The organism is Phycicoccus sp. DTK01, assembly GCF_017312765.1.
Taxonomy (GTDB): domain Bacteria; phylum Actinomycetota; class Actinomycetes; order Actinomycetales; family Dermatophilaceae; genus Phycicoccus; species Phycicoccus jejuensis.
Genome location: NZ_BOPU01000009.1, coordinates 14,621 through 27,144, shown reverse-complemented (window position 1 = coordinate 27,144; position 12,524 = coordinate 14,621). Strand labels below are relative to the sequence as shown.

The window sequence follows — 12,524 nt, the reverse complement described above, 5'->3', positions numbered from 1 at the left end:
TCAGCGGACGGGTCGGACGTCGAGCTCGGCGAACACGTCGGAGGCGGCGAGGGCGCGGATGGCGGGCCGGAGGGCGGGGACCGCGCTGAAGCGGTAGTCGCAGCTCGCGATGCCGGTGTGGTCCCACAGGCCGACCGCCACGACGTCCGGGTGGCGGCGCAGCACGTCCGGCATCTCGGCGTACCAGCGGGCGGTCAGGGCCGGGTCGTCCGGGTACACGACGCTGCCGGTCTCGCTGACCATCTTCGGCTTGGTGACGTCGATGCCGAGGCCGGGGCCGTTCTGGCGCAACCAGTCGTCGAACACCGAGAAGGACTCCTCGAAGGACACGTGGCGGTCCGTCGAGAGCCGGTCCGCGCGGCACCCGGCCGGGTTGTAGACGTCCCAGCTGATCCAGTCGACGACGTCGTTGCCCGGCCACATGCGGCTGGCCCGCTCCAGGGTGGGGACCGTCCCGGAGGCGACCCAGACCCAGACGACGTTGGTGGCCCCGGCGCGCTCGTAGACGTCGTGGACGTGCCGCCACGCCGCGACGAAGTCCTCGGGGCCGCCGAGGGCCGCCTTGGACGCCTGGTCCATCTCGTGCTCGTAGGTGACGAGGACCGGCGCGCGCAGCGCCGCGATGGCCCGTCCCTGCGCCTCGAGCTCGGCGTCGTGCCGCCCCTCGGCCACCGCGGACCACGAGAGGTCCTCGCGGGAGCTGCCGGTGCGCGTGTCGACCGACAGGTGCAGCAACCGCCCGGAGGCCACGATCGCCCGCTCCTCGTCCGTGGGGAAGGCCTCGTCGATCTCGTGGAAGCGGTAGACCATGCCGAAGGGCCGGCCGGCGTAGTCGTCGGCGGCGGCGAGCAGCGCGTTCTCGGGCCGCTCGGTCGTGGTGCCGAGGAGGACGCCCCCGCAGCTCGGACGTCCGTCGTCGCCGAGCGGGCACTGCCACGGCAGGCGGCAGCCGCCGAGGGACGCCACCGCGAGCAGCGCGACGACGGCCAGGAACGCCCTGCCCCGCATGAAGGTCTCCATCCCGCCGGTCCCGGAGTCGTCCGCCGAGCGTAGGCCAGCGACCTCGGTGCGGCGTGACCGGTGCGGACCCTGAGAGCTGCCCGACACGCAACCGTGACCGAATTGACGCATTCTGCTTCCCGAATGCCGGGGGGCGTGTCACCATTCGGGGGCGCGGGGTCTGCAGGGGACCTTTCAGCGGCTCGCCGCTGCGCGTGGAGCAGTGCAGGGAGAACTCCATGAAAGGTAACCCCATCGGGGCCTTCGTGGGCATCGCGTCCTTGGTGCTGGCCGGACTCGTGACGTCCGCGCCGGCTGCCTCGGCGACCGTGCCCTCCGCCCCTCCGCCCACGGCCTCCGCGATGGTCGACGAGGTGCCCTCCACGGCCACCCCGTCGGTCGACGACGGTGACGTGCGCTCGATCGCCAAGGTCGGGTCCACGATGGTCATCGGAGGGACGTTCACGACGATCGGTGGGGTCGCCCGCTCGAACGTCGCCGCGTTCAACCAGTCCACCGGGGCGCTCAGCCCGGTGAACTTCAACGTCAACGGGCCGGTCTACGCCGTGCACCCGGGCCCGACGGCCACGACGGTCTTCGTCGGCGGCGACTTCACGAGCGCCGGCGGGGCGACCCGCCGCGACATCGCCCTCCTCGACCTGACGACCGGGCAGGCCGTCGCGTCGTGGAACCCGCCGACCAACAACTTCGGCTTCGTCAACGACATCGTCGTGCGCGGCAACCGCGTGTACATCGGTGGGACCTTCACGAAGGTGGCGGCCAAGGACCACGCCGGGCTCGCGAGCCTGGCCCTGTCCAACGGCGCCATCGACCCGTACATGAACGTCCAGCTCACGGGGCACCACAACGACACCGGGTCGGGGGCCCAGGGGTGGACCGGCGTCGTCGCGCTCGACGTCACGGCGGACGGCTCGCGGATGGTGGCGGTCGGCAACTTCAAGTACGCCGACGGGCTCCTGCGCGACCAGATCGTGCAGGTCGACCTCGGCGCGACCGCGGCCGTGCGCACCGCCTGGAACACCAACCGGCTGAGCGACCAGTGCTTCAACTGGGCCTTCGACAGCTGGGTGCGCGACGTCTCGTTCTCGCCCGACTACTCCTTCTTCGTCGTCAGCGGCACCGGCGGCGGCGTGCGCGGCACCCTCTGCGACGCGGCCAGCCGCTTCGAGACCGACACCGCCTCCACGGACGCCCAGCCCACCTGGGTGTCGGAGTCCGGCGGTGACACCAACTGGGAGAACGCGATCACGACGAACGCGGTCTTCGTCGGCGGTCACCAGCGCTGGGCCAACAACCCGACCGGCGTCGACTACGCCGGCCCGGGCGCCGTCCCGCGCCCCGGCATCGTCGCCCTCGACCCGATCAGCGGCCGTCCGCTGTCGTGGAACCCGGGCCGCAACCCCGCCGGCGTCGCGGTCTACGCGCTGCTCGCCACGCCCGAGGGCCTCTACATGGGGTCCAACTCGATCTGGGTCGGCAACCGGCAGTACAAGCGTCCACGCATCGTGTTCTTCCCCTACGGCAGGACGCAGCTGCACACGACCGCGACCGGCTCGCTGCCGGGCCGGGTCTTCCTCGGCGGCTCGACCGGAGGCTCGACGAACGTCCTCTACCGCGTCAACGCCGGTGGTGGCAGCGTCCCGTCCTCCGACACCGGCCCCGACTGGACCGACGACAGCGGCGCCAGCACCTTCCGCAACAGCAACAGCAACGCGGCGGGCTGGGACAGCAACCGCACCGTCGACGCCACGGTCCCGGCCTCCACGCCGGGTGCCATCTTCGACAGCGAGCGCTGGTCGCCCAACGACAGCCCCGCGATGCAGTGGGCCTTCCCGGTCGCCGCGGGCACACCGATCCAGGTGCGGCTCTACTTCGCCAACCGCTGCTCGTGCACGAACACGGCGGGCAAGCGCTCGTTCAACGTGGCCCTCGACGGCACCCAGGTGCTGAGCAACTTCGACATCGTCGCGAGCGTCGGTGACCAGAAGGGCACGATGAAGGCCTTCGACAAGGTCTCCGACGGCACGGTGAACATCGACTTCTCGCACGTCGTCGAGAACCCGCTCGTCAACGGCATCGAGATCATCCGCACGGACGTCACCCCGACGCCCCCGACCGACGGGCTCGCCTCGGTCCCGCTCACCACGACGGGCACGAGCGGGGCTCCCCGCACCGAGCCCACGGGTGGCGTGCCCTGGGCCTCGACCCGCGGCGCGTTCATGGTCGGCTCGACGCTGTTCTACGGCTCGACGGACGGGTTCCTCCACCGCCGGACGTTCGACGGCACGACCTTCGGCGCCGACGTCACGGTCAACCCGTACAACGACCCGAAGTGGAAGGACGTCGACAACAACCTGGGCGGCACCTACAACGGTGCGGTGCCCTCGCTGTACGGCCAGCTCAACAGCGTGACCGGCATGACCTACTCGGCCGGCTGGATGTACTACACGCTGAAGAACGACAACACCCTGTACGCCCGGTGGTTCTCGCCGGACAGCGGCATCATGGACGAGCGCGTGCGCACGGTCACCTCGAGCGTCGGGTTCGCCGCCGCCGACGGGATGTTCGTGAGCGGTGGCAAGCTCTACTACGCCAGCTCGACGGACGGCGCGCTCTACTCGGTGCCGTTCGACGGCTCGGCCGTCTCCGGGTCGCCGACCAAGGTCAGCGGCGCCGGCGTCGACGGGGTCGACTGGCGCAACCGCTCGCTGTTCCTCTACGGCGGCCCGCCGGCGAACGAGCGTCCGACGGCCTCGATCGGCACGCCCTCGTGCACCTTCCTCGCCTGCGGCTTCGCGGGCACCGGGACGGACACGGACGGGACGGTCACGGGCTACTCCTGGTCCTTCGGTGACGGCGGCACGTCGACGTCGCAGAACCCGTCGTACACCTACGCGGCGGCGGGGACCTACACGGTCACCCTCACCGTGACGGACAACCAGGGCGCCACCGGGACGACGACGCGCAGCGTCACCGTCGCGGCCCAGCCGGCCAACGTCCTGCCCACGGCGTCGTTCACCTCGTCGTGCACCGACGGGACGTGCGGCTTCGACGGCACCGGGTCCTCCGACCCGGACGGCACCATCGCGTCCTACGCCTGGACCTTCGGGGACGGCGGGACGGCGACGACCGCCTCGCCGAGCCACCAGTACGTCGCGAGCGGCACCTACTCGGTGGGGCTCACCGTCACCGACGACCGTGGCGGGAGCAACACCGTCACCAAGTCGGTCACGGTCACCGTGCCGGCGCCGACCAACCCGGCGTCCTTCGTCGGGGCGGCCAGCTCCGCGGCGGGTGCGGCGAAGTTCAAGGCGGCCACCGTGCCGGCGACCACCCAGGTCGGCGACACGATGCTCCTGTGGCTGACCACGCCGTCCTCCGTCACGTGGACGGGGCCGACCGGGGTCACCGGCTGGACGCAGGTCGACACCTTCGTCAACGGCACCATCCGCTCGACGCTCTGGCGCAAGCAGGCCGAGGCGGGCGACGCGGGCAAGGCCGTGCGGGTCGACGACTCGACCGGGTTCCGCCTCGGCAACCTCTCGGTCGCGGTCTACCGCAACGTCGGCGGCGCCCTCCCGGTCGCGGTTCGTACCGGGGACTCGGGGACGAGCACCCACACGACGCCGACGACGACGGCGCAGGCGGGTGACTGGGTGGTCAGCTACTGGTCCGACAAGTCCGCGACCACGACCGACTGGGTGCTCCCGACGTCGGTCACCTCACGGCTCGAGCAGACCGAGGCCACCGGGGGTACCCGGTTCAGCGTCCTGGTCGCCGACTCCGGCGGGCCGGTCACGGCCGGTCAGGTCGGCGGGGTCACCGCCACGAGCAACTCCACGAGCGACAAGACCGCCCTCTGGACGGTCGTGCTCCACCCGGCGGGCTGAGGCCACCGGATCGACCGGACGGGGTCGGCTCCTGCGGGAGCCGGCCCCGTCCGCACGTCCGGGCGCGGATCATGCGGCGCCGCAGCGGCGTGCGGGCCGTCGGAGAGGGAGCCGCGGGTCGGGGGAGGACGGCCGTCGTCAGCGGACGACGGCCGGGAGCGACTCGCGCGGACCGACCGCGCCGAGGTCGTCGAGGGAGTAGCCCCACGCGGCCACGGCGTCACCCCACCGCTCCTCCACCTGTCGGCGACGGAGGCGGGCCAGGGGCGAGCCGGTGCGCATCGCGTCCCAGGTCTGGGCGTAGCGGTCGCTCGCACCCGCCCGGATGCCGTCCGCCGGCAGGGGCGTGTCGAGCCCGAGGAGCCGGGCGACGTCGGCGAGACGGGCCTCGGCGTCGGCCACGAGGTCCTCGTAGCGCAGGACGAGCAGGCGCTCGTGGTGGGGCGCGTCCTCGAGGAGGAGCTCGTGGGCCCGCACCCAGTGCCCGACGAGGTCCGGCAGGGTCGAGTGCCGGCGCCCGCTGCGCGAGACCGGCCACGGGTTCCACTTCTCGAGCGCGAGCGAGGCGACGACGGGGTGCCGGACGACCACGACGAGGGCGCTCCCCGGGAACAGCGCCTGGAGGAACCGTCCCATGACGAGGTTGCCGGGCGACTTCTCCAGGAGCAACCGACGCGAGAGGTCCCAGTGGGGCGACCACGCGTCGACGAGGCGCTGCGCGTTCTCCGACGAGACCAGGGGCGAGGACTCGGTGAGGTGTGCGCGCGGGTCGTTCGCGAAGCGACCCATCCCCCCGTGGGCGCGGATCGGCGGGTAGACGTCCTGGAGGTGCACCCCCTCGTCCTCGCTGACCCCGCTGTCGGAGATGCCCGCGATCTCCGGGTGGCGGGCGAGCAGACGGGCGAGGGGTGTCGTCCCGCTGCGGTGCAGGCCCCCCACGAACACGAACCTGGACCCCTCGAGCACCCTGTACTCCTCACTGCGGCAACGGACGACGGCCCAGTGTGGCAGTGCGGAGCGTCCGCCGGGGCGATTGCCCGGGTTGTGTCGAGTTCGGGGTGCCGGTCGGGGGGAGGACCTAGAGTTGGGCCAGGGTCCTGCGCAGGGAGCCGGCAACCGGCCGGCCGGGGTCCGGAGGTCGATCATGAACGCGTCTGTCCGTCACGCTCGCCGCAGGGCCTGGTGGGGCGTGCCCGCCGTGTGCGTCGTCCTCGCCACGGGCGCCTGCACGTCGGGGGGCGGCGACGACGCCACGCCCACCGCGGCCCCGAGCTCCGGGACGGCCACGTCCACCTCCTCGGCGAGCCCCTCCTCCGCGGCACCGACCACGCCGGACGAGATCCCCTCGGCGGCGACCGCGCCCCCGAGCGAGGCCGCCGACCGACCCGGTCGCCAGGACAGCGCCCTGCAACGGCTCCCCGGTTCGAGCAAGGCCGGCTGCGTGGCCGTGGGCACGCAGCGGGACGTGCGCTCGGGAGAGCTGGCCGCGGGCAACTTCGCCGACGCCCGGGCGGCGTTCACGGCGTCCCCCACCTCGGCGTTCCCGCTCTACGTCATCCCGGCCGACGTGTCCGACGAGAAGGCGACGCTGTCGGTCACCCTCGCGCAGCGCGACGGCTCCGGGGCCGTCACCGTCAAGAGCTCCAGCACCCAGACCGCCGACCGCTTCAAGTACCACCTCGTGCAGCTGACCGTCCCGTCGGCCGGCGACTGGCGCATCACCGCGACCACCGGCAGCGCCAAGGGCTGCTGGGACGTGACCTTCGCGTCCTGACGCGCGGGCGTGGGCCCCGACGACGACGGGGCGGGCGGACGTCGAGACGTCCGCCCACCCCGTCGGTGGTCATCGCCGCTGCGTCAGGAGGTCGTCCACGCGTCGGCGACGATGGACTTGTACGACGAGTACTCGGAGCTGGTCTTGAGGGACCAGGCGCAGTCGTTGTTGCTGGCGTTGGTCGGCGGGCGGTTGAAGTAGAACGCCGCGACGAAGTACGCGCTGTTGCTCTTCATCCACGAGTAGCCGGCCGACAGCCAGGCGCTGCGGTTGACCGTGGAGTGCGCGGCGAACTCGGGCAGGGCCGCCTTCTTGCCGTGGGCCTTCGCGAAGGAGAGGACACCGCTGGCGATGGTCGACAGCGGCACGTCGCGGCTGCGGCCCTCGCCGCAGGTGTACCAGTTGTAGGCGTCGCCGCCGATGACGTCGACGTAGGCGTCGCCGGGGTACCAGTTGACGGCCGCGATCCGGTCCGTGCTCTTGACGCGGTAGGACCACGCGGTCGCCTGGTAGACCCACTTGACGTTGGTGACGCCCTGTGCGCGGAAGAGGTCGACGACCTTGCGGTAGGCGGCGCGGTACTCGGCCGCCGTCCCCTGCTTGATCTTCGCCGAGACCTCGGGCTCGTGGCCGAAGGCCACGAGGATGGTGCCGCCGCGCGCCTTGATCGTCTTGGCCCAGCGGATCATGTCGTTGTGCAGGGCGCTGCCGGGGGCGGCCGCGGTGACCGAGCGCCACGGGAGGCCGTTGGCGTTGACCGTGACCATCCGTCCGGTCGGGACCCCGCCCTGGAAGTTGCCGTAGGAGTGGGTGGCCACGGTCTGGCCGGACATCTTGGTCAGGGTCGTGACATCGCCGGCCCCGCCGAAGAACAGCGGGCTGGCGGCCGCCGCGGCGGTGGTGGCCTGGGCCGTGTCGCCCAGGGGGCGGGCGGACGCGGCGTCGGCCGGGGCGAGCGCGACGGTGGTCGCGAGGGCCGAGCCGAGGGCGAGGGTCGTGAGGCCGCGGCGGCGCCGGGGTCGGGCGTGGCGGGGGCTGGTGACAGAGGTGGGCATGGTCAGGTGCTCCTGTGACGCCGCGGCCATGGTCGGGCACCGGGAGGGCAGCGACCGACGAGCAGGGGTTGGCACGCGTCCGCGCCGGCGTCTCTGGCAGGGAGTGGACGCGCGGACTTCGGCGACGGTACGTGGCTCGGGCCGCCAAGGGAAACAATTCCCCGGCAACGGACTCAGAATTCGGTCAGGTTTCGGTCCGGCGGTGCCGGTGCCGACCGGCCGGACGTGCTCCGGGACGGTGCCCGACGGGGCACCGACCGGCCTGCGGGAAAGGCTCCCGCCGGAGGGGTCCGGTCGGCCATGATGGGCGGGTGAAGGGGACAATGCTCGTCGGAGTCGTCGCGCTGGTGCTGGTCGTGGGCGCCGGCGCCCTCCTCGTCCTGCGGGCCGACCGCACCACCGCACCGGGCTGGGTCAGGTCGGTGCTGGCACGGGCACGGGCCGTCGGCGACGTCCTCGTCGCACAGCTCGGGCGCGTGGGCGCCTTCGCGGCGGCCGTCTTCCTCGGCGGCGGCGCCATGACCTTCGTCCTGTGGGTGCTCGGCGAGGGCTTCCAGGCGATCGAGCCCTACGTCGACCACCCGACCTTCGAGTGGTTCGCGGCCGGCCGCGACGCCACCTGGGACTCCATCTGGCTGGTGCTGACCAACGTGGGCGGGCTCCAGCAGACGCAGGTCCTCACCGTCGTCGCGGCCCTCGTCCTCGCCGTGCTGTGGCGACGGCGCCGGTGGTGGGTCCCCCTCGTCGTCCTCCCGGTCGGGTACCTGCTGGAGAAGAACGTCCAGGAGCTCCTCAAGCTCGTCGTCGACCGCGGGCACCCCCCGACGACGCTGGGCTCCTACCCGTCCGGCGGCTGTGCCCGCGTCATCGTCGTCTACGGCCTGGTCGTCGTCCTGGCCCTGCGGTGGACCGAGACCACGAGCCGGCGCTGGTGGGCGGCGGGCGCGGCCCTCGTGGCGCTGCTCGAGACCGTGCAGGCCTACGCCCGGATGTACAACCAGGAGCACTGGCTGACCGACGTCATCGGCGGCTTCTTCTTCGGGCTCTTCCTCCTCGCGACGATGGTCTCGGCGATGCTGCTGCTCGACGACGGAGGAACGGGGAGGACGGTCGAGGACCGCCGCGTCGAGCGGGTTCGCGTCCCCGGCTGAGCCGCCGCCACGGGCGTCACGACCGTCGGTGCCCCCGGCTAACCTGAGACCGACATGCCCCCGCTCATCCCGCTGCGTGCCCGGCTGGCCGCCCTCGCGCCCCTCGCCCGACTCTCCGACGCCCTCGCCGCGCCGTCCGCCGAGGTCACGGCCTCGGCCCCGCCCGGCGCCCGCCACGCGGTCCTTGCCGCCCTCGCGCCCCGGCCCTCGGGCGCGCCGGTCCTCGCCGTCACCGCCACCGGGCGCGAGGCCGAGGACCTCGCCACCGCGCTCGCGTCGACGCTCGGCGCCGACGCCGTCGGCCTCTTCCCGTCCTGGGAGACCCTGCCGCACGAGCGGCTGAGCCCGCGCAGCGACACCGTCGGCCAGCGGCTCTCGGTCCTGCGCCGGCTCGCGCACCCCGAGGCCGAGGACACCACGCACGGGCGGCTCGCGGTCGTCGTGGCCCCCGTCCGGGCCGTGCTGCAGCCGATCTCCAAGGGTCTCGGCGAGCTGCGCCCCGTGTCGCTCTCCGCCGGGCAGGAGGTGCCGCTCGAGCAGGTCGTCGAGGACCTCACGGCGGCCGCCTACGCCCGTGTCGACCTCGTCGAGCGGCGCGGCGAGTTCGCCGTCCGCGGCGGCATCCTCGACGTCTTCCCGCCCACCGAGGAGCACCCCCTCCGGGTGGAGTTCTGGGGCGACACGGTCGAGGAGATCCGCTGGTTCAAGGTCGCCGACCAGCGCTCCCTCGAGGTCGCCGAGCACGGCCTGTGGGCGCCGCCGTGCCGCGAGCTGCTCCTCACCCCGTCGGTGCGTGAGCGGGCCGCGGCGCTGGCCGACCAGCTGCCCGGGGTCGCCGACCTCCTCGACAAGCTCGCCAACGGCATCGCCGTCGAGGGCATGGAGTCGCTCGCGCCGGCGCTCGTCGACGGGATGGAGACCCTCCTCGAGGTCCTGCCCGCCGACGCCGTCGTCGCCGCGTGCGACCCCGAGCGCGTGCGCACGCGGGCCCACGACCTCGTCGCGACGAGCGAGGAGTTCCTCCAGGCCGGCTGGGCCAACGCGGCCGGCGGCAGCGCCGTCCCCATCGACCTCGAGTCCGTGCTCGGCACGGCGTCCTTCCGCAGCCTCGCCGACCTGCGCGAGCAGGCCCGCGAGCTCGGCGTGCGGTGGCTCGACCTCACGCCGTTCAGCGGCGACGAGGACGACGACACCGTCGAGCTCGGCCTGGCCGTGTCGCCCACGTTCCGCGGCAGCACCGAGGACGCCGTCGCCGAGCTGGCCCGGCTGACCGGTGACGGCTGGTCGGTCCTCGTCGTCACCGAGGGCGCCGGCCTCGCCAAGCGCGTCACCGAGGTGCTCGGCGAGCACGAGGTCCGTGCGCGCACCTCGCCGGAGGCCGAGCTCGAGCCGGGGCTGGTCTCGGTGACCACCGGCTGCGTCGGCTCCGGGTTCCTCGTGGCCGCCGAGCGCCTCGCCGTCGTCACGGAGGCCGACCTCACCGGGGCCGCGGCCGGGTCGGGCACCTCGACCAAGGACATGCGCCGGATGCCGTCGAAGCGGCGCAACCAGGTCGACCCCCTCCAGCTGCGCCCCGGCGACTTCGTCGTCCACGAGCAGCACGGCGTCGGCCGCTTCGTCGAGATGGTGCAGCGCACCGTGCAGGGTGCCACCCGCGAGTACCTCGTCCTCGAGTACGCGGCGTCCAAGCGCGGCCAGCCGGCCGACCGCCTCTACGTGCCGACCGACCAGCTCGACCAGGTCACCCGCTACGTCGGCGGCGAGCAGCCCACGCTCAACAAGATGGGTGGCTCCGACTGGCAGCAGACCAAGGGCCGGGCGCGCCGCTACGTCAAGCAGATCGCCGCCGAGCTCATCCGCCTCTACTCGGCGCGCATGGCGTCCAAGGGGCACGCGTTCGGCCCCGACACCCCGTGGCAGCGCGAGCTCGAGGATGCCTTCGCGCACGTCGAGACGCCCGACCAGCTCGTGACGATCGACGAGGTCAAGGCCGACATGGAGCGGGAGGTCCCGATGGACCGCCTCGTCTGCGGCGACGTCGGCTACGGCAAGACCGAGATCGCGGTCCGCGCGGCCTTCAAGGCGGTCCAGGACGGGAAGCAGGTCGCCGTGCTCTGCCCGACGACGCTGCTCGTCCAGCAGCACCTCAACACCTTCGCCGAGCGGTACGCCGGCTTCCCGGTCGTCGTCAAGGCCCTGTCGCGCTTCCAGACCGACGCCGACGCCAAGGCCGTGCTCGCCGGGCTCGCCGACGGGTCCGTCGACCTCGTCATCGGCACCCACCGCCTCCTCTCGAAGGAGGTGCGGTTCAAGGACCTCGGGCTCGTCGTCGTCGACGAGGAACAGCGCTTCGGCGTCGAGCACAAGGAGCAGCTCAAGGCGCTGCGGACGTCCGTCGACGTCCTCGCGATGTCCGCGACGCCGATCCCGCGCACGCTCGAGATGGCGGTCACCGGCATCCGCGAGATGTCCACCCTCGCCACGCCCCCCGAGGAGCGGCACCCCGTCCTCACGTACGTCGGTGCGTACGACGAGAAGACGGTCACCGCGGCGATCCGGCGCGAGCTGCTGCGCGAGGGCCAGGTCTTCCTCGTCCACAACAAGGTGTCGACGATCGAGAAGGCGGCCGCTCGCGTCCGCGAGCTCGTGCCCGAGGCCCGGGTCGCCACGGCGCACGGGAAGATGGGTGAGCACAAGCTCGAGCAGGTCGTGGTCGACTTCTGGGAGAAGCGGTTCGACGTCCTCGTCTGCACGACGATCGTCGAGACCGGGCTCGACATCAGCAACGCGAACACCCTCATCGTCGAGCGCGCCGACCGGCTCGGCCTCAGCCAGCTGCACCAGCTGCGCGGTCGCGTGGGCCGTGGTCGCGAGCGGGCCTACTCGTACTTCCTCTACCCGCCCGAGACGCCGCTCACCGAGACCGCGCTCGACCGGCTCCAGACCATCGCCAGCAACACCGACCTCGGGTCCGGCATGCAGGTCGCGATGAAGGACCTCGAGATCCGTGGCGCGGGCAACCTCCTCGGCGGCGAGCAGTCCGGCCACATCGCGGGCGTCGGGTTCGACCTCTACGTCCGGCTCGTCGGCGAGGCCGTCGCGTCCTTCCGCGGCGAGGGCGAGGAGGCGCCGGCCGAGATCAAGATCGAGCTGCCGGTCGACGCCCACCTGCCGCACGACTACGTCCCGCACGAGCGCCTGCGCCTCGAGATGTACAAGAAGCTCGCGGCCGTCGTCGACGAGCAGCAGCTCGCCGAGATCGAGGGCGAGCTCGTCGACCGCTACGGCCCGGTGCCGGTGCCGGTGCGCAACCTCCTCGAGGTCGCCCGGCTGCGCACCGTCGCGCGCACCGCCGGCATCGCCGACATCTCGGTGCAGGGCCAGCACGTGCGCTTCGGCCCGGTCGAGCTGCGCGAGAGCCAGCAGCTGCGGCTGAACCGCCTCTACCCGAAGTCGATCCTCAAGGCCGCGACGGGCTCCGTGCTCGTCCCGGCACCCAAGACCGCCGTCGTCGGAGGCCGCCCGCTGCGCGACCAGGCCGTGCTCGACTGGGCCAGCCAGGTCATCCGGGCGGTCGTCATGGACAATGTCGGTCAGGCCGCCCAGGCCGCGACCGCCCCCGCCCGGGGATGAC

At 72.8% G+C, this 12,524-nt stretch carries 7 protein-coding genes; 4 read left to right on the top strand and 3 right to left on the bottom strand.

Annotated features, from left to right (window positions below; genetic code table 11):
* Entirely contained in the window at positions 1–1,008 is a 1,008-nt protein-coding gene (locus J3473_RS16170; protein WP_207024932.1) for a glycoside hydrolase family 26 protein, read from the bottom strand.
* A 230-nt stretch (positions 1,009–1,238) separates the two neighbouring features.
* On the opposite strand from J3473_RS16170, the gene J3473_RS16165 reads away from it, so the two are divergent.
* Positions 1,239–4,910 carry a PKD domain-containing protein gene (locus tag J3473_RS16165; RefSeq protein ID WP_207024931.1) on the top strand — a complete coding sequence of 1,224 codons (3,672 nt, stop codon included), beginning with the start codon at positions 1,239–1,241 and terminating at the stop codon, positions 4,908–4,910.
* 138 nt (positions 4,911–5,048) lie between these two features.
* On the opposite strand, the gene J3473_RS16160 is transcribed toward J3473_RS16165, so the two are convergent.
* Positions 5,049–5,876, bottom strand: a complete 828-nt coding sequence (locus J3473_RS16160) for a sulfotransferase (RefSeq protein WP_207024930.1) — start codon at positions 5,874–5,876, stop codon at positions 5,049–5,051.
* A gap of 178 nt (positions 5,877–6,054) precedes the next feature.
* Here J3473_RS16160 and J3473_RS16155 point away from each other — a divergent pair, with 178 nt between their 5' ends.
* Positions 6,055–6,684: a hypothetical protein gene (locus tag J3473_RS16155; protein WP_207024929.1), complete on the top strand. Its 630-nt coding sequence runs from the start codon at positions 6,055–6,057 to the stop codon at positions 6,682–6,684.
* Between the two features lie 83 nt (positions 6,685–6,767).
* Here the strand turns inward: J3473_RS16155 and J3473_RS16150 are convergent, their stop codons facing one another.
* On the bottom strand, positions 6,768–7,739 hold the full coding sequence (locus J3473_RS16150) for a glycosyl hydrolase (protein WP_207024928.1): 972 nt from the start codon (positions 7,737–7,739) through the stop codon (positions 6,768–6,770).
* Positions 7,740–8,050: 311 nt separating this feature from the next.
* Between J3473_RS16150 and J3473_RS16145 the strand changes: the two genes are divergently transcribed.
* Together J3473_RS16145 and mfd are read left to right on the top strand one after the other, a co-directional pair.
* The gene (locus tag J3473_RS16145; protein WP_157577612.1) at positions 8,051–8,890 is read left to right on the top strand and encodes a phosphatase PAP2 family protein; all 840 of its coding nucleotides are present in this window, start codon (positions 8,051–8,053) and stop codon (positions 8,888–8,890) included.
* 54 nt (positions 8,891–8,944) lie between these two features.
* Positions 8,945–12,523, top strand: a complete 3,579-nt coding sequence (mfd, locus tag J3473_RS16140) for a transcription-repair coupling factor (RefSeq protein WP_207024927.1) — start codon at positions 8,945–8,947, stop codon at positions 12,521–12,523.
* Position 12,524: the final 1 nt, after the last annotated feature.

Excerpts from the sequence above, each read along its gene's own strand:
- J3473_RS16170 (WP_207024932.1), bottom strand. The coding sequence starts at position 1,008 with ATGCGGGGCAGGGCGTTCCTGGCCGTCGTCGCGCTGCTCGCGGTGGCG.
- J3473_RS16165 (WP_207024931.1), top strand. The coding sequence starts at position 1,239 with ATGAAAGGTAACCCCATCGGGGCCTTCGTGGGCATCGCGTCCTTGGTG.
- J3473_RS16155 (WP_207024929.1), top strand. The coding sequence starts at position 6,055 with ATGAACGCGTCTGTCCGTCACGCTCGCCGCAGGGCCTGGTGGGGCGTG.
- J3473_RS16150 (WP_207024928.1), bottom strand. The coding sequence starts at position 7,739 with ATGCCCACCTCTGTCACCAGCCCCCGCCACGCCCGACCCCGGCGCCGC.
- mfd (WP_207024927.1), top strand. The coding sequence starts at position 8,945 with ATGCCCCCGCTCATCCCGCTGCGTGCCCGGCTGGCCGCCCTCGCGCCC.